At 66.7% G+C, this 25,406-nt stretch carries 20 protein-coding genes and 1 pseudogene; 11 read left to right on the top strand and 10 right to left on the bottom strand.

The annotated features are described in order from the left end of the window. Nucleotides 1-18: 18 nt before the first annotated feature. The 5 genes from purU to KRR55_RS09380 form a co-directional block, all read right to left on the bottom strand. A complete protein-coding gene (gene purU / locus KRR55_RS09360; protein WP_217388992.1) occupies nucleotides 19-912 on the bottom strand; it encodes a formyltetrahydrofolate deformylase in 894 nt (297 codons plus the stop codon). A gap of 83 nt (nucleotides 913-995) precedes the next feature. After that, a complete protein-coding gene (locus tag KRR55_RS09365; protein WP_217388822.1) occupies nucleotides 996-2,876 on the bottom strand; it encodes a BCCT family transporter in 1,881 nt (626 codons plus the stop codon). Between the two features lie 771 nt (nucleotides 2,877-3,647). Beyond that, on the bottom strand, nucleotides 3,648-4,457 hold the full coding sequence (locus KRR55_RS09370) for an IclR family transcriptional regulator (RefSeq protein ID WP_217388823.1): 810 nt from the start codon (nucleotides 4,455-4,457) through the stop codon (nucleotides 3,648-3,650). Nucleotides 4,458-4,559: 102 nt separating this feature from the next. Further along, nucleotides 4,560-5,657 carry an ABC transporter permease gene (locus tag KRR55_RS09375; protein ID WP_217388824.1) on the bottom strand — a complete coding sequence of 366 codons (1,098 nt, stop codon included), beginning with the start codon at nucleotides 5,655-5,657 and terminating at the stop codon, nucleotides 4,560-4,562. Continuing rightward, a complete protein-coding gene (locus KRR55_RS09380) occupies nucleotides 5,654-6,634 on the bottom strand; it encodes an ABC transporter ATP-binding protein (RefSeq protein ID WP_217388825.1) in 981 nt (326 codons plus the stop codon). Before KRR55_RS09380 ends, KRR55_RS09375 begins: the two co-directional genes overlap by 4 nt. 318 nt (nucleotides 6,635-6,952) lie before the next feature. Between KRR55_RS09380 and KRR55_RS09385 the strand changes: the two genes are divergently transcribed. Beyond that, complete coding sequence (locus tag KRR55_RS09385; protein WP_217388826.1) at nucleotides 6,953-8,239, top strand: aspartate kinase; 1,287 nt, start codon at nucleotides 6,953-6,955, stop codon at nucleotides 8,237-8,239. A 122-nt stretch (nucleotides 8,240-8,361) separates the two neighbouring features. Here KRR55_RS09385 and KRR55_RS09390 read toward each other — a convergent pair whose 3' ends face one another. Then, complete coding sequence (locus KRR55_RS09390) at nucleotides 8,362-9,603, bottom strand: HNH endonuclease (RefSeq protein ID WP_336245090.1); 1,242 nt, start codon at nucleotides 9,601-9,603, stop codon at nucleotides 8,362-8,364. Between the two features lie 322 nt (nucleotides 9,604-9,925). Between KRR55_RS09390 and KRR55_RS09395 the strand changes: the two genes are divergently transcribed. Next, nucleotides 9,926-10,831, top strand: coding sequence for a 3-methyladenine DNA glycosylase (locus KRR55_RS09395; protein WP_217388828.1), 906 nt, complete (start codon nucleotides 9,926-9,928; stop codon nucleotides 10,829-10,831). A gap of 52 nt (nucleotides 10,832-10,883) precedes the next feature. Further along, nucleotides 10,884-11,354 carry an SSI family serine proteinase inhibitor gene (locus KRR55_RS09400; protein WP_217388829.1) on the top strand — a complete coding sequence of 157 codons (471 nt, stop codon included), beginning with the start codon at nucleotides 10,884-10,886 and terminating at the stop codon, nucleotides 11,352-11,354. Nucleotides 11,355-11,364: 10 nt separating this feature from the next. On the opposite strand, the gene KRR55_RS09405 is transcribed toward KRR55_RS09400, so the two are convergent. Both KRR55_RS09405 and KRR55_RS09410 read right to left on the bottom strand, forming a co-directional pair. Beyond that, nucleotides 11,365-12,030 (bottom strand): response regulator transcription factor, encoded by a 666-nt coding sequence (locus KRR55_RS09405; RefSeq protein WP_217388830.1) that lies wholly within the window; start codon nucleotides 12,028-12,030, stop codon nucleotides 11,365-11,367. After that, nucleotides 12,027-13,748 (bottom strand): sensor histidine kinase, encoded by a 1,722-nt coding sequence (locus KRR55_RS09410; RefSeq protein WP_217388831.1) that lies wholly within the window; start codon nucleotides 13,746-13,748, stop codon nucleotides 12,027-12,029. Before KRR55_RS09410 ends, KRR55_RS09405 begins: the two co-directional genes overlap by 4 nt. Before the next feature lie 205 nt (nucleotides 13,749-13,953). On the opposite strand from KRR55_RS09410, the gene KRR55_RS09415 reads away from it, so the two are divergent. From KRR55_RS09415 to bla, 3 genes are all read left to right on the top strand, one after another. After that, entirely contained in the window at nucleotides 13,954-15,378 is a 1,425-nt protein-coding gene (locus KRR55_RS09415; RefSeq protein ID WP_217388832.1) for a CitMHS family transporter, read from the top strand. 160 nt (nucleotides 15,379-15,538) lie between these two features. Then, entirely contained in the window at nucleotides 15,539-17,110 is a 1,572-nt protein-coding gene (locus KRR55_RS09420; RefSeq protein WP_217388833.1) for a Na+/H+ antiporter, read from the top strand. A 103-nt stretch (nucleotides 17,111-17,213) separates the two neighbouring features. Beyond that, the gene (gene bla / locus KRR55_RS09425; protein WP_217388834.1) at nucleotides 17,214-18,143 is read left to right on the top strand and encodes a class A beta-lactamase; all 930 of its coding nucleotides are present in this window, start codon (nucleotides 17,214-17,216) and stop codon (nucleotides 18,141-18,143) included. A gap of 118 nt (nucleotides 18,144-18,261) precedes the next feature. Here bla and KRR55_RS09430 read toward each other — a convergent pair whose 3' ends face one another. Then, nucleotides 18,262-18,549: a YchJ family protein gene (locus KRR55_RS09430; protein ID WP_336245091.1), complete on the bottom strand. Its 288-nt coding sequence runs from the start codon at nucleotides 18,547-18,549 to the stop codon at nucleotides 18,262-18,264. A 51-nt stretch (nucleotides 18,550-18,600) separates the two neighbouring features. Beyond that, nucleotides 18,601-18,663: pseudogene (locus tag KRR55_RS20655) on the bottom strand (SEC-C metal-binding domain-containing protein); the annotation flags it as partial. A gap of 202 nt (nucleotides 18,664-18,865) precedes the next feature. On the opposite strand from KRR55_RS20655, the gene purS reads away from it, so the two are divergent. The 5 genes from purS to KRR55_RS09455 all read left to right on the top strand — a co-directional run bounded on the left by purS (nucleotide 18,866) and on the right by KRR55_RS09455 (nucleotide 25,374). Continuing rightward, nucleotides 18,866-19,117 carry a phosphoribosylformylglycinamidine synthase subunit PurS gene (gene purS, locus KRR55_RS09435; RefSeq protein ID WP_168151981.1) on the top strand — a complete coding sequence of 84 codons (252 nt, stop codon included), beginning with the start codon at nucleotides 18,866-18,868 and terminating at the stop codon, nucleotides 19,115-19,117. Beyond that, nucleotides 19,117-19,872, top strand: coding sequence for a phosphoribosylformylglycinamidine synthase subunit PurQ (purQ, locus tag KRR55_RS09440; RefSeq protein ID WP_217388836.1), 756 nt, complete (start codon nucleotides 19,117-19,119; stop codon nucleotides 19,870-19,872). The genes purS and purQ overlap by 1 nt, the downstream gene beginning before the upstream one ends. 38 nt (nucleotides 19,873-19,910) lie before the next feature. Further along, nucleotides 19,911-22,196: a phosphoribosylformylglycinamidine synthase subunit PurL gene (gene purL / locus KRR55_RS09445; protein ID WP_217388993.1), complete on the top strand. Its 2,286-nt coding sequence runs from the start codon at nucleotides 19,911-19,913 to the stop codon at nucleotides 22,194-22,196. Between the two features lie 286 nt (nucleotides 22,197-22,482). Continuing rightward, nucleotides 22,483-24,387, top strand: coding sequence for an FAD-binding monooxygenase (locus tag KRR55_RS09450; protein ID WP_217388837.1), 1,905 nt, complete (start codon nucleotides 22,483-22,485; stop codon nucleotides 24,385-24,387). 204 nt (nucleotides 24,388-24,591) lie between these two features. Then, nucleotides 24,592-25,374 (top strand): SDR family oxidoreductase, encoded by a 783-nt coding sequence (locus KRR55_RS09455; RefSeq protein ID WP_217388838.1) that lies wholly within the window; start codon nucleotides 24,592-24,594, stop codon nucleotides 25,372-25,374. Nucleotides 25,375-25,406: the final 32 nt, after the last annotated feature.

The following is a 25,406-nucleotide window of genomic DNA, read 5'->3' on the forward strand; positions in this document are numbered from 1 at the left end:
CTCCTTTTCGGGGGGTGTTTAGCGGAAGACGACGGTGCGGGTGTTGTTGAGCAGGATGCGGTGCTGGCAATGCCAGGTGATGGCACGGGCCAGGGCCTGCGCCTCGGCGTCGCGCCCGATCCGTGCCAGCGCGTCTGCGTCCGGAACGTGGTCGACCCGGAACACCTCCTGTTCGATGATCGGGCCCTCGTCGAGGGACTCGGTGACGTAGTGCGCTGTGGCCCCCACCATCTTCACGCCGCGGGCGTATGCCTGGTGGTAGGGCTTGGCGCCCTTGAAACCGGGCAGGAAGGAGTGGTGGATGTTGATGGCCCGTCCGTGCAGCGCGGCGGTCAGCTCGTTGGAGAGGACCTGCATGTAGCGGGCGAGCACCACCACGTCCGCCCGGTGGTCGGCGATGACCTCCTGGAGCCGGGCCTCGGCGGCGGGCTTGGTGTCGGCGGTGACCGGGATGTGGGTGAAGGGCAGCCCGGCGGCCTCGGCCATGGGACGCAGGTCCTCGTGGTTGGAGACGACGCCGACCAGTTCGGCACCGAGCGTGCCGGTCCGCCAGCGGTAGATCAGGTCGTTGAGGCAGTGCCCGAACTTCGAGACCATGACCAGCACCCGCTGGGCGCGCCCGTCGTGGAATGCGAAGTCCATGTCGAACTGCCCCGCCAGCTCCCCGAATGCCGTTTCCAGTTCCCCGGCGGTGACCTCCGGGTCCCCTCCGGCCAGCGCGGTGCGCAGGAAGAGCCTGCCTCCGACATGGTCGTCGAATTGCTGGTGCTCGGCGATGTCAAAGCCGGCATCGTCGAGGAATCCCGTCACGGCCCGCACGATGCCGGGCTTGTCGGGGCAGGAGAGGGTGAGGACGAAGCGGACGCTGCGCGGGTGCGTGGCGTCGACGGTCACTGGCTGCTCGTGGGTCATGGTGGTCACGGTGTTTGCTCCCTTGGCTCGCTGAAAGGTGGATTGAGGTGGGTTGGTGGTGGTGTGTGCCTCGTCGAAGAGTGTCACGAGTCGGCGCCCCGGCCCGGACACTGGTCCCCGGAGGCACAGGCGTCGGTGCAGTCGTGCCTGGTGACCAGCTCGAAGGGCACCCCGCCGTGTTCGTCGACTCCGCTGCGGATGGCCCTCTCGACCACCGAGTCGGCCAGCTTCTTGCGCAGTGCCAGCGGGTCGCGGCGCAGGTCCTTGACCAGGGCGATGCACAGGATGAACATGACGACGGCGAAGGGAAGCGCGGAGACGATCGTGATGTTCTTCAGTCCGTTCAGCGCCTCCCCGGGGTCGTCCCCGCCGGCCAGCAGCATGATGGCGGCAACCGCACCCGTGAGGACTCCCCAGAACACGATCACGCGCTTGGAGGGTTCCAGGCGCCCGTTGGTGCTCAGCGAGCCCATCACGATCGAGGCGGAGTCGGCCCCGGTGACAAAGAAGATGCCGACCAGGACCATGGCCAGGATGGCGATGGCCAGGGTGACGCCCGGAGATGCGCCCAGGTGGTGGATCAGGTCGAACATGGCGCCCTCGAAATCGATGGAGGGTTCCCCGTCGACCATGTCCACCATCGAGCCGGTCGCACCGTTGGAGGCCTCGGCCTTGAGCTGGACGTCGAAGGCGGCACCGCCGAAGATCGAAAACCAGATGACGGAGACCAGGGACGGGACCAGCAGCACGCCGGTGACGAACTGGCGGATGGTACGTCCGCGGCTGATCCGGGCGATGAACATGCCCACAAACGGGGCCCAGGAAACCCACCAGGCCCAGTAGAAGATAGTCCAGCCCGACATCCACTCGCGCACCGCTTCATCGCCGGCGGACTCGGTGCGCGAGGCCATGGAGGGCAGGTCGCGGACGAAGTCGCCGATGGCCGAGGGAACCAGGTTCAGGATCAGCAAGGTCGGACCCAGCACGAAGACAAGCACCGCCAGCAGCAGGGCCAGGACCATGTTGATGTTGGAAAGCCATTGGATTCCGCGGGAGATCCCCGAGACGGCGGAGATCACGAAGCAGGCAGTCAGCACCGCGATGACGCCGACCAGCACCGGCGAGGCGACATGGCCGACCCAGCCGTTGAATTCGATGCCGCTGGCGATTTGCATGGCTCCAAGCCCCAGCGAGGCGGCGGTGCCGAAGAGCGTGGCGAAGATCGCCAGGATGTTCACGATCTTGCCTGCGGGTCCCTCGACGCGCGGGCCGAACAACGAGGTGAAGGCGGAGGAGATCAGCTGCCGGCGCCCCAGCCGGAAAGTCGAGTAGGCCATCGCGATGCCGACCACCGCAAACATCGCCCAGGGGTGGATGCTCCAGTGGAAGATGGACGTCGCCATCGCCGTCTGGATGGCCTCCGGAGTGCTCCCGTCGACGGTTCCCGGCGGCGGGGAAACATAGTGGTAAAGGGGTTCGGCCACCCCGTAGAAAACGAGTCCGATGCCCATGCCGGCGCTGAACATCATGGAGATCCAGGAGACGGTGCGGAACTCGGGCTTTTCCCCGTCGCGCCCCAGCGGGATGTTTCCGAACCGGCCCAGGGCCAGCCAGAGGACAAAGACCACGAAGAACGAGGCCAGCGAGACGAAGAACCACCCGGTGTTCTCGGTGACCCAGGAGAGCGCCACGTTGGAGGCCGCCGAGAGCGAAGCGGTGTTGGCCAGACCCCAGACCACGAACCCCAAGGCGAAGGCCCCGGCAACGCCGAAAGTGACCTTGTCCAGCCCCTCGGGCAGGCGTGCGATCATCCGGGTGGATTTCCGCTCCGACTCGCTGTCCTTCAGCTCCTGCAGGATCGCGGTGTCGTCCGGTGGCTGGTGCAATGCGTCAGGGTCCTCGGCCAGGTAGGTATCCGGCCCCTCCGGTTCTTCGGACAGGGTTTCGTCGGTGTTCACTGCCATGGGGTAATCCTTTGCCTGGGGGATGCGAATCGTCAGTGGAGCCAGGTGGTGCCGTGGGCCGAGGCGGTGTGCCCCTTGCCGGACGCTATCCGGGGCGGAAGCTGCGCGAGGGAAAGATCCGGCGCCGAGGGCGGATGTCGGGCACTCCCGGCCGCATCCTCGACTTCGAGTCGAACAACGGGAACAGGGCATTCGCGGATGCGCTATCCGGGCGAAGGCCGTCGGCAGGGACCGCATGGCTCAAGGTGCAGGCTTCATGCATCGCGCGTCCATCCCCGTTCGGTGGTTTGTCAGGTGGTCCAGATGACGAAGAGTGTCTCGCAATGATCAACAGACTGCGTCCTGAGCAACAACAGTGGCGCATCTCACTTTGTAAAGTCAAGGGTTTCGTTCACGCGGCCTACCCCTTGAATCACTGCCTTGGGCGCCAAATGGGGCCCCACGACTGCCTTCGGGCCCCCTGCTCCGGGATTAACGCAATGGCGTAATACGTGTGAATTGCGCTAAATGACGCTTGTTGCGCCTAGCGCAATCCAAACCGTTGGCCTCCATTGCAGCGCGTTGCGATTCCTGCGGGATGGTCCAGGCGGACCCGGCCAGGTCCGGAAGTTGGCCGCAACGATCCGGGCGCCTGCCGGATCCGGGGCAGCACAGAAGGTGCGTCGGGGCCCATGCACGGGGGACGCCGGGCACGAATGCCATCGAAGTCAGATCACGCGGTCATGCCGGGCGCACTCGCGACGTCGCACGGGTGGCAACCGGGCCGGAGATTCAGCCGGAGGTGTATCCCAGCGAAGCGCTGACCTCTAGCCCCGCCCTCTTGAGTCCATCGATGAGGCCCTGATCCTTCTCGGGGTCGAAGCGGAACGTCGGGCCCGAGACGCTGAGGGCCCCGACGACCACACCGAGGTGGTTGCGCACCGGCACCGCAATGGAATTGATGCCCATCTCGAATTCCTCGCGGGCCTGGGCATAGCCGTTCTTCACAACCTGCAACAGATCTTTCTCGAGCGCCGCCCGGGTGCGAATGGTGTTGGCGGTGCGCTGGGGAAGCTTGGTGGCCTTCAATATCCGGCCGCGTTCATCGGCGCCGAGGGCCGCCAGCAGGACCTTGCCGCTGGAAGTCGCATGCAGAGGAGTGAGGCTGCCCAGCCAGTCGTAGGTAGCCAGGGTCGAGGGGCCCATGGCCTGGTCGACGTTCACCGCGTATTGCTCGCGCAACACCGCAAGGTTGACCGTCTCCTTGTAATCCTCGGCCAACGACTCGAGGACCGGGCGGGCCGCGCCCACCAGCGAAAGCCGGCCGGGAATGGTGCTGGCCAGCTTCAGGATGCCGAAACCCAACTCGTATTTTCCCCGGTTGGTGTTTTGCAGGACCATGCCGCGGGCCAGCAAAGATGCCAACAGCCTGGAGGCCGTCGACTTGTGGATCTGCAGCTCCTCGGCCACCTCGCCAACTCCGGAACTTCCGTCTCGCCCGAGGATTTCCAGAATCGCCAGAGCCCGGTCCACCGATTGGACACCGCCGGGCACGGTATCGTCGTCGTCCGCTTCCAGGCCGGGCGCTTCATCGACTGACAAGGGGCTTCCAATCTTCGAGTGCTTCTTTGAACTTGCTGGTTTTCCTCCAGCATAGGCGGTGGCCCGGGGCCGGGCCGCCTGCCTGGCCCCGGGCCGCCTCGGTTAGGCGATCCGGGTGCCGGAGGCGAGCTTGCCGGCGGGGGTCTTCAGCCGGTTGCGGCCGGCGGCCAGGATACCGCCGGCCAGCAACGCCTGGATTCCGAGTCCCAGCGGCCACAGGGGGTCGGGGGCCGGCGGCAGCTCGGTGTTCTTGACCCCGTTCAGGCAGGCCACTTGGTAGGCGGGACCCGCCTGCGAATAGCGCACGCCCGTACTGATCCCGCCCATGGGACCGATCCCCGAGATCATCGCTGGATCTTCCGCCACCGGCGCCCGCGGCACGGCGTCGGCCACCACGACGAAGGGGTTCGCCGCCAGAAGCCAGGTGATTCGATCCGTGGCGAAGGTTTCCTGCGGGTAGGTCCGCGCCTCGCAGGTGTAATTGTTCTCGTCCCACTCGACATACGAATTCTCGGACACGTACTCCTCGGGCCAAACCTGGTTGGACACCTGGACTTCGGTCCTCACCAGCTGCATGCTCAGCCCGTAGGCGATCAGGGTGCCGATGCCCAGCATTGCCACCAGCAGGTAGGTGACCATGACGGCGAACAGGGTGCGGTTGGCCAGTGCCGAAACCCCGACACCGAGTGCGCAGACCACGGCCAATTGCAGTGCCAACATACCCAGCATCACCGGGACCGCCGGCAGGTAAACGTCGCCATACGTCATGGCCCACGCGATCAGCGGGATCGTCACGACCAGGAAACCCAGTGACGCCGCCCATGAGGCCAGCCACTTACCCCAAAGCAGCTGCCCCGGAGTGAGCAGTGTGTTCTGCAGGACCGCCAGGGTCCCGTTGGCCCGGTCCCCGGTGACCGAGTTGGCACTCAGTGCCGGAGCGATGAGCATCCCAAAGAACAACACAAACGCGATCACCAGCTCGAACATCACCTGCCCGGGTCCGAATTCGCCCTCCGCGGCGCTCAACGCGGCGAGGCCCACGACCGCGGCAACCACCACAAACCAAATGCCCAGCATGATGTACCAGCCACGATTACGGAGGCGCTGCCGGATTTCCAGTCCGAAAACGGTGCCGATGCCGGCAAAATATCCCAAGACAGGTGCGGGGGCTGCCGTGGGCGTGGGGGTGAAGGTACTCATGGCATTTCATCCTCAAGGCTCAGGTAGGTCTCCTCGAGAAGACCCGACGACGGTGCGAAGGCTGTAATGGGGACGCCGGCGCCGACCAGCAAACCCAGCAGTGCTGCGGCCTGCATTTCCCCGGGGAGCTTTACTTTGGCTAGTCCGCCGGTGTTTTCCATGTTCGGTTCATATGAGGCGTCGAGGCTGTTTGCCTCCAGCCCGCGTCGCAGGGCATCGAGGTCGAGACTCGAAATGGTGTATCCGCGTCCCTGGGGCGAAACCTCGGCGAGCCTCTGGCTGCGCACGGTCCTCCCCTTGGACAGGAACACCGCTGCATCGGCCATTTCATCGAGTTCCACCAGGACGTGGGAGCTAATCACCACTGTCTTTCCGCTGTCGGCGAGCTGACGCAGGAGCGTGCGTAGCTGAACGCGTGCACCGGGGTCCAGCCCACCAGCGGGCTCGTCAAGTAGCAGCACCGCCGGATCATTGATCAGCGCCCGTGCCAGCGAGAGCCGCTGGGCCTGTCCGCGTGAGAGAACTCGGGCCGGGGTGTCCGCCAGTTGCCCGAGGTTCACCACTTCCAACAATTCGGCGGCCCGCATCCTTGCCTGCGTTTTGCCGATGCCGTAGAGCGCTGCGACGGTGGTGAGGATCTCCCTGCTGGACAGGCTCTCCCAAACACTCAGAGTGTCGGGCATCCAGCCCAAAAGGGCGCGCACCGCCCGGGGGTCACCCGCCGGGTCGAGGCCCTGGATCCTGATGGTTCCGGCATCCGGCCGCAAAAGCGATGCCAGCATCAGCAACAAGGTGGTCTTGCCCGAACCGTTGGGTCCGATCAGCGCGGTAACCTCTCCCGGCGCGGCACGGAAGTCGATGCTCTGCACGGCCTGCACGGTTCCAAAGGAGCGGGCAAGGCCCTGCGCGATGATCCCCGTGTCAGATTCTTTTTGCTGCCCCGGCGTCCCGCCCGGGTCCGATATGACGGTATTCATGAGTTCCCCCACCGTAAGTAGTTTCGAAGTCCCCACCCAATGTCTTCACGCTACGTAGCCGACTCACCCGTGTCACGCTTTTATCCAACGTGTTACCAAATAGTATTCTCCCAGTGTCAGTGCTGGCCCCGCGCCCATCCAAGGTGACCTCGACGACACCCAACCGAGCAAATAGACCAGCCAAACCGTTCTTTATGACCTAGAACGGTCACGCATTGGGCTTCCTGTGCATCACAATGGCTAATATGGGTTCGGCGCCAATAGCTGCTGCGCCCATCGAAGTCCCACCTGTTCCCGTCCCATGGAGTGTGCTGACGCATGAGCCTGATTGTCCAGAAATTCGGCGGATCTTCCGTTTCAGATGCCGAAGGCATCAAACGTGTTGCCCGTCGGATTATTGACACCAAGTCCGCCGGCCACGACGTCGTCGTAGTGGTTTCCGCCATGGGCGACACCACCGACGAGTTGCTCGACCTTGCTGGACAGTTGACCGAAGATGCTCCCGCCCGCGAGATGGACATGCTTCTGTCTGCCGGCGAACGCATCTCCATGGCCCTGCTGGCCATGGCCATCGACGGGCTGGGCGCCAAAGCCGCTTCATTCACCGGCTCACAGGCCGGAATGTTGACCGATGCCATCCACGGCAAGGCCCGCATCATTGAGGTTTCCCCGCAGCGCGTGCGCCGCGCCATCGACCGCGGCTACGTTGCCATCGTCGCCGGCTTCCAGGGGATGAGCAAGGAATCCAACGACATCACGACCATGGGTCGCGGCGGTTCGGACACCACCGCAGTGGCGCTGGCCGCCGCCCTGGGCGCCGATGTCTGCGAGATCTACACCGATGTCGATGGCATCTACACCGCCGATCCCCGCGTGGTTCCGGCGGCCCGCAAGATCGATACCATTTCCAGCGAGGAAATGCTGGAGATGGCGGCTTCCGGCGCCAAGATCCTACACCTGCGTTGCGTTGAATATGCGCGTCGTTTTGGGGTTCCGCTTCATGTGCGATCCTCATTCAGCACCAATGAGGGAACCTGGGTCCTGCCCAGCCCCGATGACCAGATCAAGATTCAAGAGGGAGAACCCTTGGAACAGCCCATCATTTCCGGTGTCGCCCACGACCGCTCCGAAGCCAAGGTCACGATTGTCGGCGTGCCCGACATCCCGGGCAAGGCCGCCCAGATCTTCCGTGTCATTGCCGGCGCCCACGCCAACATCGATATGATCGTCCAGAACTTCTCGACTTCCGGCTCCGGCCGCACCGACATTTCCTTCACGCTTCCCATGGTCGATGGAAAGCACGTGAAGGAGGCGCTGCGTTCCGCCCAGGCGGAAATCGGCTTCGAGGACATCTCCTACAACGAGAACGTTGGCAAGCTCTCCCTCATCGGCGCCGGCATGCGTTCGAACCCAGGCGTTTCGTTCACCTTCTTCGAGGCCCTGCACCAGGCAGGCGTGAACGTGGATATGATTTCCACTTCGGAAATCCGCATCTCCATCGTCACCGACGCCAACAAGCTCGACGCCGCGGTGCGTGCGATCCATGCCGCATTCGACCTGGACGCCGAGGACGAGGCTACCGTCTACGGTGGCACCGGCCGCTAGGGCCGACACCCCTTAACGCCACGCGGTCCGTGGCACCGAAGACATGCAGATGCGCGTGTCTTCGGTGCCACGGACCGTTTTTGGTAGTGGGCGTGGTGCCGCGTTGAAAAGCGTGGCGGCACTTAGCCGACGGTGCCGGGCAATGGCGGGGCAGTGGATGTGTATTGGGCCCCGGCGGGGGTAGTGATCAAGATCGTGTGCCGCCCGCCGGTGTCCACCACCTGCTCTTCCCAGCCGTCCTGTTCCTTGGTTTGGTTGCAGCTGGCACATCGCCCTGCCCCATTGGCCTCACTGGTCGGTCCGCCGCGGCTGTGTTGGACCACGTGGTCGAAGTTCTTGATCGGCGCATTGCAGTAGGGGGTGCGGCAATACTGGTCACGGATGCGGATCAGGTCCTTGAGCGACTTGGGGAATTGGCGGGACCTTGAATCCATGCCCACCAGGGCCCCTGTGTCAGGGTGGGTGTAGAGCCGCTTCAGCGACACCTGTGCGCGACGGCGTTCCCGGTCCTGCGGGTCGCGTCCGCCGACCATGATCCTGGCCCAAGTGGAAGGAACGGTGCCGTAGCCTTCCAGGAAAGCCGGTTCACTTCCACCCTGGAACAGGGTCCGATCGGTCATCACCACGTGCACCATAAGTCTGGTGCCCTCGGCGCGGGACCTGCCGGTGATCCGGTCCACCGCGACATCTGCCATGATCTGGGATCGTGTTCGTTCGTCGCCGGCCGATTTGAGCCTCTCCACTTCGGCAGTGAGTGCTTGGCGGATCGCCAGCCCGTCCTCAACCGAGAGCATCCCAGCGACCTGCATCATCGCATCCCGGGCCGGGAAAACCGCCAAGTACCGGCGGGATTTGGCTTCCTCCAGGCGCGTCAGCGCGTCGGAACTGTCGTACTCGTAGGCGAGCCGACGGACCCGGTCAATGACTGCACGCACGCACAGGCCCTTCAGACCTTCCGGATCGCGCAGCAAGGCAGCATCGATCTCACCACGCTGCGCCGAGGGCAGGTTCTCAGTTTCACGGTCAATGTTCCGTGCTTGGGCCTCGCCGATTTTGCCGCGAGTCAAGGCGATGAGGGTGAAAGGCAGATCTGCGATCAGGCGGCCGGAGAAGCCAAGGAATGCTCTGCCCTGTTCCGGTGATTCGCGCCGCGCCAAGGCGACTTGTGCCCCGACCCCATAGGACGGGTTGTTTTCCCTCACCCCGGCTTCGGTCCGCCGGGCCACGACGTCCGCCTCGAGCATCGTCGCGGCCATGACCTGGGCCCCGGCCGCAGCGCCCTTGACCTCCTCGGCCAGGGCGATCTTCTCGTGATGCTCCTTGGCGGTGCCACCCGTATCGAGGGCGGCCAATCCGTCGCGCACATATCTCAAGAACGCCAGGTCATCCTCGTGGCTTCGTCCCGGAACCGGCGGGCGACCGCTGCCGGGTAGATTCGGAAAGTATTCGTCGGGAGGTTCGCCTCTGGAAGCTCCACTTGGATATTCATCGAACATACCTCCATTCTACGCTCGAAAATCTTCAAAAAGAAGGGCGAAAAACAAAGACATTTTCTCCAAACGAGCACGTCAACAACACTTTACGGTTATCCACAATGCTGCGTGGAGGTCTTGACAAAGTTCGTTCCATAGTTTGGTTTAGTCCGAGAATTAAGGCTTTCCCGGCCAGCCCGGCGATAATGATTGGATGCTCCCTTCCCCGCTTGACTGGCTCCCCGAAGAGCAGTGGCTGCCGCTTGCCGCCGCCCATCAGGCGCGCGCGAAGCACTTTGGCGAGCCGTTCACCGAGCGCCGGATGAAACGCCAGAAGCACCCGATCGAGGACTTCCTCTTTACCTATTACACCCAGAAACCCGGACAGCTTTATCGTTGGCATCCGGGTCCCGGAGTGGTGCTTTCAGGGGACAGCGCCAGGGAGCGCGAGAACTGGAAGTTCTATCGCGAGGTGCTGCATCCCGAGACCGGCCAGCGCGGCTACACGGTCGACCTCGAGGCGTTTGCGCAGGCCCGCACCGAGGCCATCCGCTTCGCCAATGTCATTCTGGCCGGGACGGCCGCCCGAGCCGCCAACTTCGCCTGCTTCGGCCTGCACGAATGGGCAATGGCCTACAAGTCGGCAGACAACGGGATCCGGCACGAATACCTGCCCCTGCGCCTGGGTGCCGCGGGGACCGACGCGGTGGTCGAGGAACACAAGATCCGTTGCACGCACTTCGACGCGTTCAGGTTCTACACGCCGCAGGCCGTGCCGCTCAATGAATTGCAGCCGACCCGCGAGACCCAGCGGGACCTGGAGCAGCCGGGCTGCCTGCACGCCAACATGGACCTGTACAAGTGGGCCTACAAACTCACCCCCGCGGTGCCCAGCGACCTCGTCATGGACTGTTTCGACCTGGCGTGGGACATCCGCACGATGGACATGCAGGCCTCGCCCTACGACCTGTCCGATTGGGGGCACCGGCCCATCGCGATCGAGACACCCTCGGGCAAGGCCGAGTACGTGCGGCTCCAAAAGGACTTTGCCGACCGGGCACAGGTGTTGCGCGAGCGGCTTTTGGCCGTTGCCCAATCCGTGCCGCTGCCACAGACTTAAGGCAGACCGCCGCCAGCAGGCCGCGGCACGGCACCGGATCGGTGGAGCAAGTATGCGGCAACGCAAGAGGTTGATCGTCCCGGCGATGCTGTTTGGCGCGGGCGCCGTCCTCGCCGGATGCGCCGATGCCGGCGGGCCCGGCGGGTCGCCGGGCTCGCCGTCCTCCAGCCAGGCGCCGACCGCCGACCTGCAGATCTCGATCCGGGCCAACGGCACCGATGAAAGCGCGCGCTACCACCTGCTGTGCAACGGACCCTTGGCCCTGGAACAGGGCGAACATCCGCGCGCCGCGGCGGCCTGCGCGCTGCTGGACGCCAGCCCCCAGCTCCTCGTCCCGCCGGCGGCCAACGCCACCCGGATGTGCACCCAGCAATACGGCGGCCCCGCCGTTGCCCAGGTCAGCGGCACCCTTGGCGGCCGCGCCGTGGCACGCAACTTCGACTTGCGCGACGGCTGCGGGATCTCCGACTGGACCGCCGCACTGCCCCTGCTGGTCGACCAGCCGACCGGGTCACTGCAATAGGGCGCCCGGTTCAGTCCTGCGCCAGGTAGCGGTGCTCGGGCCTGCCCCGGCTGCCGTAGGCCAGTTCCAGGCGCAGCGATCCAGCCTGGACCAGGTTGGCCAGGTAGCGCTGGGCGGTGGCGCGGGAAATCCCCACCGCGGTGACCACCTGCATGACGGTCGCGGGCTCCCCCGCGGCCGCGACCGCCGCGAGCACGGCCTGTTCGGTGGGCGTCGCCACTGCGGAACCGGCCTCCTCACCGGCCAGCAGGGTGCGCTGCGCCCGGTCGATGGCCTGCTGGTCCAGTCCGGCGGCGGTGTCCAGCTGCCGGCGGTAGCGGGCATAGGCCCGCAGCCTGGAGGCGAGCACCTTCGGGTCGAAGGGCTTGACCAGGTACCCCAGCGCGCCGCGCCGGATGGCGGTGCGCACCGCGTCGACCTCGGTGGCCGCCGAGAGCACGAAGGCGTCCACGTCGAGACTCGCCAGCAGGTCAAGCCCCGAGCCCTGCGGCAGGTAGACGTCTAGCAGCAGCAGGTCCGGCTTCCCCTCGGCTACCGCGCGGGGCACCATGCGGGCGTCGTGTACCGGAGCCAGCGCGCGGAATCCCGGCACCTCGTCGACGTAGCCGGCATGCAGCGCAGCCACCCGGAAGTCGTCGTCGACGACCAGGACCTTGTAGTCGGCGTTCTCGTTCATCGTGCATTGGTCCTTTCGGGAGATCCCGCATCGGTGGACAGCACCCCGGGCAGGCGGGCGGCAAAGACCGCGCCGGCGGCGGGATGTTCGGTTTCCCCGGGTGCCGCGGCGTCCGCGCGGGCGCCCCCGGGGTCGGCGATCCAGACCTCGCCCCCGCGGGTGCGGGCCAGGCGGCGCACCAGCGGCAGCCCCACGCCCTGGCCGCGTTCCGGGGAACCGGGCAGGGCCCCGGTGCTGACGCCTTCGGCGAAGACGTCGAGCCCGGGCTCGACCCCCGCCCCGGAATCGGCGACCGCAAGGTGAAGCGTGGTGCCCTCGGAGAGCAGGTCGACCTCGACCCAGCGCGGGGCCGGGCCCTGGACCGCGGCACGCAGCGCGTTGTCGATCAGGTTTCCCAGCACCGCGGTGGCGTCCTGTGCGTCGATGAGGCTTCCGTAGAGCGCGCTGGCATCCCCCACCCGCAGCACCACGCCGCGCTCGTACGCCTGGACGCCCTTGGCCCCGAGGAAGGCCCGCAGGTAGGTGTCCTCGATGGCCTCGAGGTTCTGCACCGGCTCGCGCACCGGCCCGGAGGCGATGACCTCGCCGAGGTAGTCCCGGGCCTCGGCCACGTCCCCGTGGTGCAGCAGCCCGGAAATGGTGTGCAGCCGGTTGGCGAACTCGTGGCGCTGGGCGCGCAGGGCCGAGGCCATGGTCTCCACCGCGTCAAGCCGCGAACCGAGGGTCTCGATGGTGGTCACGTCGCGCAGCAGCACCACCTGCCCCAGGTCGATGCCGTCGCGCCGCACCGGGTGCACCGTGGCCACCAGCGCCGCGTGCTCGGTTTCCAGGCGCAGCGTGGCGCCGTCGCAGGTGCCGATGGCCGCAACCAGCGGCGCGGGCAAGCGGGCCCGCGTGTACGGCAGCCCGATGATGTCGGCCGATTCGTGGCGGTGCGGCAGCCCCAGCATGATCCGCGCGGCGCGGTTCCGCACGCTCACCCGGCCGTCGGGGCCGATGCCGATGACGCCGTCGGCCACCCCGTAGAGCACCGCGTCGCGGTCCCGCAGCAGCTGCGCCATTTCGGCCGGTTCCAGTCCCAGGGTCTGGGCCTTGAGCCGGCGCACCAGCCAGCGGGTCGACGCCGCGGAAAGGCCCAGGGCAGCAAGCCCGAGCCCGAACACCCAGATGCCGGCGGTGCGCAGCCGCGCCGCCAGTTCCTGCACCCCGACCCCGACGCTGACCTCCCCGACCACGGTGTCCGCCTCCGGGGCGAAGACCGGCACCTTGGCGCGCACCGATTCGCCCAGCGTCCCGTGCTCGCGGGAAACCGACTCCTGGCCCGAGAGCGCGACGGGATCGGTGGAGACCCGCTGGCCCAGCTGGGAGGGGGTCGGATGCGCCAGCCGGATCCCGCGGTCCTCGGTGACCACGACGAAGAAGGCGCCGGTGCGCACGCGCACCGCCTCCGCCGCCTGCTGCACGTACCCGGCGCGCAACGCCCCGGCGTCCAGCGAGCCGTCTTCGGCGTAGCCCTTGACCTGCGCCCGGATCTCGGGGTCGGCGGCCAGCGTGCGCGCAATGGCCAGGGCGCGCTCCTGGGCCTGCTCGTTGACGCGCTCGACGGTGACCCACATGGCACCGGCCGCGGCGGCGAGGATCATCAATCCCACCACCGCGAACTGCAGGCTCATGATCCTGGCGGCGAAGCCGCGGGAGGGCTTTGGCTCTTGGGGCATGCAAACAGTTTAGGACCCCGGTGGGCTTTATGAGCAAAAAAGGATTTAGGGGAAGAACGGCGCTTTGTGGGCACAACCACACCGGCGTGATGCGCACCACGTAGCGTGTATATCCGCGGTGCATCGGGCGGCCAACGCTTCCGGCCCCCACAGGCACCGACTCCCCTCACTCGCGTAATTCGCAACACCCTAGAAGGAGACCCCCATGCTGGTAGCACTCGGGTTCCTGATGGTCGCCACGTTCATGGCGCTCATCATGACCAAGCGCATGACCCCGTTGTTGGCGCTGATCATCGTGCCAACCGTCTTCGGCCTGTTCGCCGGCGCCGGCCTGGGACTCGGCGACATGGTCATGGACGCCGTGAAGTCCATGTCCGGAACCGCCGCCCTGCTGATGTTCGCCATCATGTACTTCGGCATCATGATCGACGTGGGGCTCTTCGACAAGCTGGTCGACGGCATCCTGAAGCTGGTCGGCAACGACCCGGCCAAGGTCGTCATGGGCACCGCGCTGCTCACCGGCCTGATTTCGCTGGACGGCGACGGCTCCACCACCTTCATCGTGGTCACCGCCGCATTGCTGCCGATCTACCTGCGCCTGGGCATGAGCCCGGTGGTGCTCACCTGTGTGGCCGGGTTGACCAACGGCACGCTGAACATCGTCCCCTGGGGCGGCCCGACCGCCCGCGCCGCCGCCGCCCTGCACGTGGATGCCTCGGACGTGTTCGTCCCGATGATCCCGGCACTGGCAATCGGTCTGGTTGTCGTCTTCGGCTTCGCCTGGGCCATGGGCATCTCCGAGCGCAAGCGCCTGCAGCGCGAGGACCCGCTGCGCTGGGGCCCGGGTTCGGTCATGGCCGGCGGCACGTCCGGCACCGGCGATTCCGCCAGCACCAAGACCCCGGCCGGCGGCCGCGGCGTCGCCCTGCTGGAGAAGGTCGCGGTGCGCGGCGACGGCACCGAAACCGCCACCATGAACGGCACGGTCCTGGACCCGACCCGCGAGACCCTGCGCCCGAAGCTGTTCTGGTTCAACCTCTCGATGACCGTGGCCATCTTCGTGCTGCTGATCCTGGACCTGATGCCGCTGTCCTACCTGTTCATGATCGGCACCGCCGTGGCCCTGCTGGTGAACTTCCCGAAGATCTCCGACCAGGCCAAGATGATTGCCTCCCACGCCTCCTCGGTGATCGCCGTGGTCTCCATGGTGCTTGCCGCCGCGGTGCTCACCGGCGTGCTCTCGGGCACCGGCATGGTCGATGCGATGAGCGCCTGGCTGGTCGAGGTGATCCCGACCTCGATGGGCCCGTACCTGGCCATCCTCACCGGCATCATCTCGATCCCCGCCACGTTCTTCATGAGCAACGACGCGTTCTACTTCGGCATCCTGCCGGTGCTCACCGAGGCCGGCGCCCACTACGGCATTCCCGCCGTGGACATGGCGCGCGCCTCGATCACCGGCCAGCCGGTCCACATGCAGTCGCCGCTGGTGCCCGCGATCCTGCTGCTGGTCTCGATGGCCAAGGTCGACCTGGGCGACCACCACAAGAAGGTTCTCTGGCGCGCCCTGGTCGTCTCCCTGGTGATGCTCTGTGTCGGCGTGCTCGTCGGCGCCATCGGCATCGGCTAGGAAGCGCGGCACGAGAACAAGGCAACACGCCACACAGGGGGCGGGGGGCCGGGAAACCGGTCCCCGCCCCTTGTGCGTGCGGGCACACACGTGGCGCTTAACCTCGCTGAAACCGAGTTGTGAAAAACTTGGGGCAACACGAAAGAGCGAGGCGACACCCATGGAATTCCTGCTGCTGCTGGTCGGCTTGCTGTTCGGGACGGTGCTGGTGGTCGGGCTGGGCGAGCGCATCCGCCTCCCCTACCCCATCCTGATGCTGCTTTTCTCCGCCGCGGCGGCGTTCCTGCCGTTCATCCCCGAGGTCCACATCGACCCGGAGCTCATTCTTCCGCTCTTCCTGCCGCCGCTGCTCTATGCAGCGGCCCAGCGCAGTTCCTGGTCGATCTTCCGGCTGCGCTGGCGCTCGCTGGTGCTGCTGGCGGTGCTGCTGGTGGTGGCGACCACCGCCGCCGTTGCCGGTGTCGCCTGGCTCATGGTGTCGGCCATGGCCCTGCCGCTGGCCATCGCGCTGGGCGCCATCGTCGCCCCGCCGGACCCCGTCGCGGTGGAGGCCATCGCCAGCAAGGTCAAGATGCGCCGCCGGCTGGTCACCGTGCTGCAGACCGAGGGCCTGTTCAACGACGCCATGGCCATCGTGATCTTCCAGGCCGCCGTCGCCGCGGCCACGAGCGGGGGCGAGGTCGGCTGGGACGTCGTGCCGAAGTTCCTCATCGGCGCGGCCGGCGCCATCGTGCTGGGCCTGGCCATGGCCTGGGGCATCGGCACGCTCAACCGCTTCGTCCCGAACCTGGTGGCCCGCTCGGCCGCCACCCTGGTGGCGCCCTACGCCGTATACCTGCTGGCCGAGCAGGTCCACTTCTCCGGCGTCGTCGCCGTGGTGGTCACCGCGCTCGAGCTCGGGCGCCGGGCGCGCCCGCAGGACTCCGAGGAGCGCCTGACCCGCACCGCCTTCTGGGACGTGGTGGAGTTGCTGACCACCGGCGTCGCCTTCGGCCTGGTCGGCATCGAAATGCGCTACATCATCCAGGACGAGGGCAAGAACCTGCTGACCTTCATCCCGGGCATTGCCGCCATCTGCGCCACCGTCGTGCTGGTGCGCTTCATCTGGATGATGGCGATGTACAAGATCGGCGGAACCGAGCGCCAGTCCAGGACCCCGGGTTCGCTCAAGGAGGTCCTGGTGCTGTCCTGGTGCGGCATGCGCGGCCTGGCGACCCTCGCCCTGGCCCTCGCGCTGCCGACCACCATGGCCGACGGGCAGCCGCTGGAGGGCCGGAACTTCGTCGTGGCCACCGCCTGCGCCGTGCTCATCGTGACCCTGGTGCTCCCGGGGCTGACCCTGCCGGCGCTGATGCGCTCGCTGAAGCTGCCCAACGACCACGCCGCCGAGGAGCGCCGGCAGCGTTCGCTGGCGCGCCGCGCGGAAAAGGTCGCCCTGGAGACCATGAAGCGGTCCCCGGCCGCGGCCAAGCTGCCGCAGAAGCGCCGCGACGCGCTGGCCCGGCGCATCTCCTCCCTGCACACCATCCTCGAGGCGGACTTCGAGGCCGACCCGGAGAAGATGCTGCGCCTGAAGCAGATCCTCACGGTCATGGACGACGTGCAGCGCGAGGCACTGGATGCGGCCCGCGGGGAAATGCTCAGGGCCCGCAACGAGCCGGGCAACGACCCCGAGCTGGTGGACCGGGTGCTGCGCCGCCTGGACCTGCGCACCGTCACCCTGGACCAGTAGACGGGACTCGGCGTCACCGGGCGTCGGGCCAGATCACGATGGCTTGGGCATTCATGGCCCGGGAGGGGTTGCCAGGCCCGCCCCGGGCATGGAAGCCTGAAGCATGGCCTCCCATTCTTCCGGCGCGTTCTCCCGGCGTGCCTTGCTGTTGTCCACGGCGGTCGTCCCCTTGGCCGGGGGCGCGCCGGCGCGGGCATCGACACCGACCTCGCAGGCACCGCCGGGTTCGTTGGACCGTGATTCCGGGTTCAGGGAGCTGGAAAACCGGTATGGTGCACGGCTGGGGATCTACGCCGTGAATTCGCGCACCGCCGCGTCGGTGGCGTTCCGGGCCGATGAGCGCTTTGCATATTGCTCCACGTTCAAGGCGCTGGCCGCCGCCGCCGTGCTCGGCCAACGCAGCGTCCCGGAGTTGGAGGAGGTCGTCCACTACACGCGCGGGGACCTTGTGGAGTACTCCCCCGTCACGGAGAACCACGTCAAAGAGGGAATGACGATGCGGGCGCTGTGTGACGCGGCCGCCCGCCGCTCGGACAACACCGCGGGAAACCTGCTCTTCGACGCCCTGGGCGGGCCGGAGGGGTTGAACCGGAAGCTGCGGGACCTTGGCGATACCGTCACCCGGATGGACCGTGTCGAGACGGCGCTCAACAGCGCCATTCCGGGAGATCCGCGTGACACCAGCACGGCGCGGGCCCTGGCCGGCAGCCTCGGGCGGTACGCCCTCGGGGACGCCCTCCCGGCAGACAAGCAGAGGATCCTGAACAATTGGCTGGCCGGGAACGCAACGGGTGACAAGTTGATCCGCGCGGGCCTTCCCGCAGGGTGGACGGTTGGCGACAAGTCCGGCGCGGGGGCCTATGGCACCCGAAACGACATCGGCATCGTCTACCCGCCGGCGGGCCACCCCATTTGCATGGCAGTTCTCTCCACCCGAGCCACACCGGACGCCGCGCACGATGACACCCTCATTGCCGAGGCAGCACGCATTGCCATTGAACACCTCGTCCCCTCGGCATACCGGGGAACGTAGGCGCGGGCGAACCGGACAAGCCGGGGCTCCGGGGCTAGCTGGTGAACTCCGTCAACACGATCTTGCCGCCCGAGTGTCCCCCAACAGGCCTGCTCAACAAATCATTCTCCGCCGGGTCCTACTCCGCGGCGTCGACGTAGTACCAGCGGCCGGCCTCGCGCACGAATTGACTGACCTCTCGCTGGGAACCCGACTGGTTCAGCAGGCGGTAGTGTGCCTCGAACTCGACGACGCCGCGGGTGTCGAAGGGCCCTCCGGCCTCGGTGCGGATGATGTCCAGGGCACCCCAGACGATCGCTTCGTCCAGTTCCAGCTCGTCCGGACGCGTTTCCGGGTGCCACGTTGCCAGCAGGAATTCGTCAAGGCCCAGGGCGAAGGCGCTGAAGCGCGAGCGCATCAGCGCCACGGCGGTTCCCGGCCACGCGGGGGCGTTCGGATCAGCGAACCCCCGGTGATATCGGCCACAGCAGGATTCGTAGGTTTCCCCGGAATTGCAGGGGCAACGCGTATCTTTTTCCATTGAACAAGCTTAATGGCACTTGGATCGACGGATTAACGGGAGGCAGCCTGCCCTCCAGGGCCGGTGGCAACCCGACACAAAACCAGTGGAAGCACCCCGTGCCGGTAGACTGGGCAGGCAAGCTCGCGGAGCGCCCCCACCCTTGGCGTGAGACGGCACGTCCGCGGGCGATTAACCACCCCTCGCGCACAGGAGAACCCGGATGCCCCGGATCGTTGTTGATGTTATGCCCAAGCCCGAAATCCTTGACCCGCAGGGCAAGGCCATCGTCGGCGCACTTCCCCGCCTTGGCTTCACCGCTTTCAGCCAGGTTCGCCAGGGCAAGCGCTTTGAACTGACCGTTGACGGTGAGGTCACCGAGGAGATTCTGGCCCAGGCCCGCGAAGCGGCCGAAAAGCTGCTCTCGAACCCGGTCATCGAGGACGTTGTCAACGTCGAGGTTGTCGCAGACTAATGAGCGCAACCGAACTTCCCCTGATCGGCGACTATTCGACGCCCGTCGCCGCGCTGTCCGGCGCCCGCATCGGCGTCGTCACCTTCCCGGGCACCCTCGATGACCGCGACGCCGCCCGCGCCGTGCGCCTGGCCGGCGCCGAGGCAGTGTCCCTGTGGCACGCCGATGCCGACCTGGCCGACGTCGACGCCGTGGTCATTCCCGGCGGCTTCTCCTACGGCGACTACCTGCGCGCCGGCGCGATCTCCCGCTTCGCACCGATGATGTCAAAGATCATCGACGCCGCGAACTCGGACGCCAAGCTGCCGGTCCTGGGCATTTGCAACGGCTTCCAGATCCTGACCGAATCGCACCTTTTGCCGGGCTCCATGATCAAGAACGATCACCTGAAGTTCCTGTGCCGCGACCAGGTCCTGCGCGTGGAAAACAACGCCACCGCCTGGACCAACCAGTACGCGAAGGGTGAGGAAATCACCATCGTGCTCAAGAACCAGGACGGCCAGTACGTGGCCGACGAAAAGACCCTTGACGCCCTCGAGGCCGAGGGCCGCGTGGCGTTCAGCTACGTGGGCTGGAACCCCAACGGTTCGCGCCGCAACATCGCAGGCATCACCAATGCCGCGGGCAACGTGGTGGGCCTCATGCCCCACCCGGAGCACGCAGTGGAGGCCGGATTCGGCCCCGACCACACCGGAACCGACGGACTGGGTTTCTTCACCTCCGTCCTGACCCACCTTGTTGGAGGCCAGAAGTGAGCGCCGCAGAGCAGACCACCGAGCAGAAGAAGTTCAACATGGACACCGTGGCCAACGCCGCGGCCACCCCGGAGACCGAACTGCCCTGGGCCGAGCTCGGCCTGAAGCAGAACGAGTTCGAAGAGGTCGTCAAGGTCCTGGGCCGCCGCCCCACCGCCGCGGAACTGGCCATGTACTCGGTCATGTGGTCCGAGCACTGCTCCTACAAGTCCTCCAAGAACCACCTGCGCCAGTTCGGCGACAAGGTCAGCGAGGAAATGAAGAAGGACATGCTCGTGGGCATCGGCGAAAACGCCGGTGTGACCAACCTGGGCGACGGCTGGGCCGTGACCTTCAAGATCGAGTCGCACAACTCCCCGACGATGATCGAGCCGTACCAGGGTGCAGCAACCGGCATCGGCGGCATCGTGCGCGACATCATCTCCATGGGCGCCCGCCCGGTCGCCGTGATGGACCCGTTGCGCTTCGGCGCGATCGACCACCCGGACACCGCACGCGTGATCCACGGTGCGGTCGCCGGCATCGGCGGCTACGGCAACTCGCTGGGTCTGCCGAACATCGGCGGCGAAATGGTCTTCGACTCCGTCTACCAGGGCAACCCGCTGGTCAACGCGCTGGCCGTTGGCGTCATGCGCCACGAGGATATCCGCCTGGCCAACGCATCGGGCAAGGGCAACAAGGTCGTGCTCTTCGGCGCCCGCACCGGCGGCGACGGCATCGGCGGCGCCTCGATCCTTTCCTCGGAGTCCTTCGACGACACCAAGCCCTCCAAGCGCCCCGCGGTGCAGGTCGGCGACCCGTTCGCCGAAAAGGTGCTCATCGAGTGCTGCCTCGAGCTCTTCAAGGGTTCCCTCGTCGAGGGCATCCAGGACCTCGGTGCCGCCGGCATCTCCTGCGCCACCTCGGAGCTTGCCTCCAACGGCGACGGCGGCATGGAGGTCGAACTGACCTCCGTCCTGCTGCGCGACCCGACCCTGACCCCGGGCGAGATCCTGATGTCCGAGTCGCAGGAACGCATGATGGCCGTGGTCTCCCCGGAGAACATCGAGGCCTTCGAGGCGACCATGGACAAGTGGGCCGTGGAGTACTCCTGGCTCGGCGAGGTCACCGACACCGGACGGCTGATCATCAAGTGGGACGGCGAAGTCATCGTCGACGTCGACCCGCGCACCGTGGCACACGACGGCCCGCTCTACGACCGCCCGTACGCCCGCCCCGAGTGGCAGGATGCGCTGCAGGCCGACACCTTCAAGTCCTCGGAAGCCGGAGCGAACCTGCCTGCCACGGGAGATGAGCTGAAGGCCGCCCTGGTCGAGCTGATGGCCTCGCCGAACATGTGCGACAAGTCCTGGATCACCAACCAGTACGACCGCTACGTCGGCGGCAACACCGCGCTGGCGGCCCCGGACGACGCCGGCGTGATCCGCGTTGACGAGGAAACCGGCCTGGGCGTGGCCCTGGCCACCGACGCCAACGGCCGCTACACCTTCCTGGACCCGTACCACGGCGCGCAGCTCGCCCTGGCCGAGTCCTACCGCAACGTCGCCACCTCCGGCGCCGTGCCGATGGCCGTCTCCGACTGCCTGAACTTCGGCTCCCCCGAGGACCCGGATGTCATGTGGCAGCTCGCAGAGGCCATTCGCGGCCTCTCGGACGCCTGCCTTGAGCTCGGCGTCCCGGTCACCGGCGGCAACGTCTCGCTGTACAACCAGACCGGATCCACCCCGATCCACCCGACCCCGGTCGTGGCGATGCTGGGCAAGTTCGACGACGTCGAGCGCCGCACCCCCTCGGGCTGGCGCGCGGATGCCGACGGCCAGGCCATCTACCTGCTGGGCACCACCTTCGACGAGCTTGACGGCTCGGAGTTCGCCAACATCCGCGGACACCTCGGCGGCCTGCCGCCGAAGGTCGACCTGGCAGCGGAGAAGACCCTGGGTGCGATCCTGATCAACGCCTCGCGCGATGGCATGATCGACTCGGCCCACGACCTCTCCGAGGGCGGCCTCGGCGCGGCCCTGGGCGAAATGGCGCTGCGCTACGGCGTCGGTGCCCGCGTGGCACTGGATGACCTGTGCGAGCGCGACGGCGTCGACGCCTTCACCGCGCTCTTCTCCGAGTCGCAGGCCCGCGCCATCGTCGCGGTTCCGCGTTCCGAAGAGGTCCGCTTCAACGACATGGCCACCGCACGCCAGTTCCCGGTGGTTCGCCTCGGCGTGGTTGACGCCGCGAGCACCTCGCTGGAAATCCAGGGCCAGTTCAACCTGGACCTGGCCGAGCTGCGCGAGGCCCACGAGGCCACGCTGCCGAAGTACTTCGGCTAGGCACGTCCAAAGGCTGCGGGGCGTCGGGGATTTTTCCCCGGCGCCCCGCAGCTGCTTAAGCCCCTTGGCAAGTCCCTGCTCTCGGACCAGTCGAGGTCCGCGAGTCCCCGCGCACCCAACGGTGCACGGGGTCTTTTGCGTTACCCGCCACCGGCACTTGTGAGCTGCGACGCCTTTGCCGTAGAGTTCTACATCACAGGCCAAAGTTCGACTATAGAATCCAGTGTTCAAATATAGAACACGGTGCGGCGGCCGCAGACAGAACTCGACGAAGTGAGGAAAGCCCGTGCAGTTCCACCACCACGGTTACGTATCCGGTGACCCGCGTATCAAGCCAGCAGCCGGCGTCGGCATCAACCGTCCTGAGGAGCTGCCCGAGAACATCGACGTGCTCATCGTGGGCTCCGGTCCCGCCGGAATGCTCACCGCCGCCCAGCTCTCCCAGTTCCCGGACATCACCACGCGGCTGGTGGAGCGCCGCGGCGGCCGCCTGGAGATCGGCCAGGCCGACGGCATCCAGGCCCGCAGCGTCGAGACCTTCCAGGCCTTCGGCTTCGCCGAGGCCATCACCGCCGAGGCCTACCGGATCACCGAGATGGCGTTCTGGCGCCCGGACACCGAGAACCCCGAAAACATCGTCCGCGGCGGCCGCGCCCTGGACGACACCGTGGGCATCAGCGAGTTCCCGCACCTGATCGTCAACCAGGCCCGCGTGCTCGACTACTTCGCCGAGGTCGCCCACAACTCCCCCACCCGGCTGGTGCCCGACTACGGCTGGGACTTCCAGACGCTCGAGGTCGCCGAGACCGGCGACTACCCGGTCAAGGTCACCCTGGTGCGCAGCGCCGGGCCCGACACCGGCACCACGCGCATCGTGAACGCCAAGTACGTCGTCGGCGCCGACGGCGCCCGCTCCAAGGTCCGCGCGTCGATCGGCTGCACCCTGGCCGGGGACCAGGCCAACCATGCCTGGGGCGTCATGGACGTGGTGGCTTCCACCGACTTCCCGGACATCCGGCTCAAGTGCGCCATCCAGTCCCACGACGGCGGCTCGATCCTGCACATCCCGCGCGAGGGCGGGCACCTCTTCCGCATGTACGTCGATTTGGGCGTCGTGCCCGAGGACGACAACGGCGCGGTGCGCAAGACCACCATCGAGCAGGTCATCGCCAAGGCCAACAAGATCCTGCACCCCTACACGGTCGACGTGCGCAACGTGGCCTGGAGCAGCGTGTACGAGGTCGGCCACCGACTCACCGACCGCTTCGACGACGTGCTGCCCGAGGAACGCGGCACCCGCAACCCGCGCGTCTTCATCACCGGCGACGCCTGCCACACGCACAGCGCCAAGGCCGGCCAGGGCATGAACGTCTCCATGCAGGACGGCTTCAACATCGGCTGGAAGCTCGCCCACGTGCTCGAGGGCCGCAGCCCCGAGTCCCTGCTGTCCACCTACTCGGCCGAGCGCCAGGTCGTGGCGAAGAACCTCATCGACTTCGACAAGGAATGGTCCACGATGATGGCCAAGAAGCCGGAGGACTTCGAGAACCCCTCGGACCTCGAGGACTTCTACGTGCGAACCGCCGAGTTCCCGGCCGGGTTCATGACCGAGTACGCGCCCTCCATGCTGACCGGCGAGGCCACTCACCAGAAGCTGGCCGCCGGCTTCCCGGTGGGCAAGCGCTTCAAGTCGGCCATGGCCTCGCGCGTCTGCGACACCAACCCGATGCAGCTGGGCCACCACGCGACCGCCGACGGCCGCTGGCGCATCTACGTCTTCGCCGATCCCGCCGCCCCCGGGGCCGATTCCCCGGTGGCGGAGCTGGCCCAGTGGCTGTCCACCGCGCCGCAGTCGCCGCTGGCCGCGACCCCCGAGGGCCTCGATTCCGACGCATGGTTCGACGTGAAGGTCATCTACCAGCAGAAGCACGAGGACATCGACATCAACGCCGTCCCCGCGGTCTTCAAGCCCGAGGTCGGCCCGTTCAGTCTCACCGACTACGAAAAGGTCTACGGCACGGTTCCCGGCGCCGACATCTTCGACGAGCGCGGCCTGTCCCGCGAGGGCGTGATGGTGGTCGTGCGCCCGGACCAGTACGTGGCCAACGTGCTCCCGCTGGGGGCCACCGAGGAGCTCGCAGCGTTCTTCGAACAGATCCACTCCGGGGCGCCCAAGACCGCCACGGCCTGACCCAAACCCGTACCGGCCGATCGTCCCGGGACGGCCTCCCGGTGCAGTTCCCGCAACCCATGACCGCGGGAACTGCACCTTGGCCGGGCGTGAATTTCTTCGGATACCGCATAGACCTGTCGCAAGGGAATCTTCCGGCAGGTCTATGCGTTTGCATGTATATGGGCGGTTATCCCCGCCAGATCCACCGAAAGGAATACCCAAATGCAAAGGTTCGAGGAAAAGACAGTCATCATCACCGGCGCAGGCTCGGGCCTGGGCCGGGCGGCCGCCATCCAGATCGCCAAGGAAAAGGGCAGGTTGGCCCTGGTCGACCTGAACGCCGCCGGACTGCAGGAAACCGAAAAGGAAATCCGCGCGGTTGCCCCGGACACGGAGATCCTCTCCCTGACGGCAAACGTCGCCAACGAACCCGAGGTCCAGGACTACGTCGCCGCAACACTGGCGCGCTTCGGCTCGATCGACGGCTTCTTCAACAACGCCGGCATCGAAGGCAAGCAGAACCCCACCGAGGACTTCGGCTCGGAGGAGTTCGGCAAGGTCGTGGGAATCAACCTCACCGGCGTCTTCTACGGGCTCAAGCACGTCCTGAAGGCCATGCGCGAACAGGGCTCCGGCGCAGTGGTGAACACCGCATCGGTCGGCGGCATCCGCGGCGTGGGCAACCAGTCCGGCTATGCCGCGGCCAAGCACGGCGTGGTGGGCCTGACCCGCAACTCCGCCATCGAATACGGCCAGCACGGCATCCAGATCAACGCCATCGCGCCGGGCGCCATCATGACCCCCATGGTCGAGGGGTCACTTAAGCAGATCGACCCCGAAAACTGGGAACAGGTCGGCCAGGCGTTCGTCGAGCCCAACCCGATGAAGCGCTTCGGCAAGCCCGAGGAGGTCGGCCAGCTGGTCGCCTTCCTGCTTTCCGGCGATGCCGGCTTCATCAACGCGGCCGTCATCCCGATCGACGGCGGCCAGTCCTACAAGTACTGAGTCCGGCGGCCGGGTCCGCCGGATGACGGCCC

Source organism: Paeniglutamicibacter quisquiliarum, from assembly GCF_019084045.1.
In the GTDB taxonomy this organism is placed as follows: Bacteria; Actinomycetota; Actinomycetes; order Actinomycetales; family Micrococcaceae; genus Paeniglutamicibacter; species Paeniglutamicibacter quisquiliarum.

What these genes read in the sequence shown, in the direction of transcription:
- KRR55_RS09375 (WP_217388824.1), bottom strand. Translation starts at nt 5,657, where the DNA reads ATGAGTACCTTCACCCCCACGCCCACGGCAGCCCCCGCACCTGTCTTG.
- KRR55_RS09400 (WP_217388829.1), top strand. Translation starts at nt 10,884, where the DNA reads ATGCGGCAACGCAAGAGGTTGATCGTCCCGGCGATGCTGTTTGGCGCG.
- purU (WP_217388992.1), bottom strand. Translation starts at nt 912, where the DNA reads ATGACCCACGAGCAGCCAGTGACCGTCGACGCCACGCACCCGCGCAGC.
- KRR55_RS09455 (WP_217388838.1), top strand. Translation starts at nt 24,592, where the DNA reads ATGCAAAGGTTCGAGGAAAAGACAGTCATCATCACCGGCGCAGGCTCG.
- purS (WP_168151981.1), top strand. Translation starts at nt 18,866, where the DNA reads ATGCCCCGGATCGTTGTTGATGTTATGCCCAAGCCCGAAATCCTTGAC.
- purQ (WP_217388836.1), top strand. Translation starts at nt 19,117, where the DNA reads ATGAGCGCAACCGAACTTCCCCTGATCGGCGACTATTCGACGCCCGTC.
- purL (WP_217388993.1), top strand. Translation starts at nt 19,911, where the DNA reads ATGGACACCGTGGCCAACGCCGCGGCCACCCCGGAGACCGAACTGCCC.
- KRR55_RS09415 (WP_217388832.1), top strand. Translation starts at nt 13,954, where the DNA reads ATGCTGGTAGCACTCGGGTTCCTGATGGTCGCCACGTTCATGGCGCTC.
- KRR55_RS09395 (WP_217388828.1), top strand. Translation starts at nt 9,926, where the DNA reads ATGCTCCCTTCCCCGCTTGACTGGCTCCCCGAAGAGCAGTGGCTGCCG.
- KRR55_RS09420 (WP_217388833.1), top strand. Translation starts at nt 15,539, where the DNA reads ATGGAATTCCTGCTGCTGCTGGTCGGCTTGCTGTTCGGGACGGTGCTG.
- KRR55_RS09380 (WP_217388825.1), bottom strand. Translation starts at nt 6,634, where the DNA reads ATGAATACCGTCATATCGGACCCGGGCGGGACGCCGGGGCAGCAAAAA.
- KRR55_RS09405 (WP_217388830.1), bottom strand. Translation starts at nt 12,030, where the DNA reads ATGAACGAGAACGCCGACTACAAGGTCCTGGTCGTCGACGACGACTTC.
- KRR55_RS09385 (WP_217388826.1), top strand. Translation starts at nt 6,953, where the DNA reads ATGAGCCTGATTGTCCAGAAATTCGGCGGATCTTCCGTTTCAGATGCC.
- KRR55_RS09365 (WP_217388822.1), bottom strand. Translation starts at nt 2,876, where the DNA reads ATGGCAGTGAACACCGACGAAACCCTGTCCGAAGAACCGGAGGGGCCG.
- bla (WP_217388834.1), top strand. Translation starts at nt 17,214, where the DNA reads ATGGCCTCCCATTCTTCCGGCGCGTTCTCCCGGCGTGCCTTGCTGTTG.
- KRR55_RS09410 (WP_217388831.1), bottom strand. Translation starts at nt 13,748, where the DNA reads ATGCCCCAAGAGCCAAAGCCCTCCCGCGGCTTCGCCGCCAGGATCATG.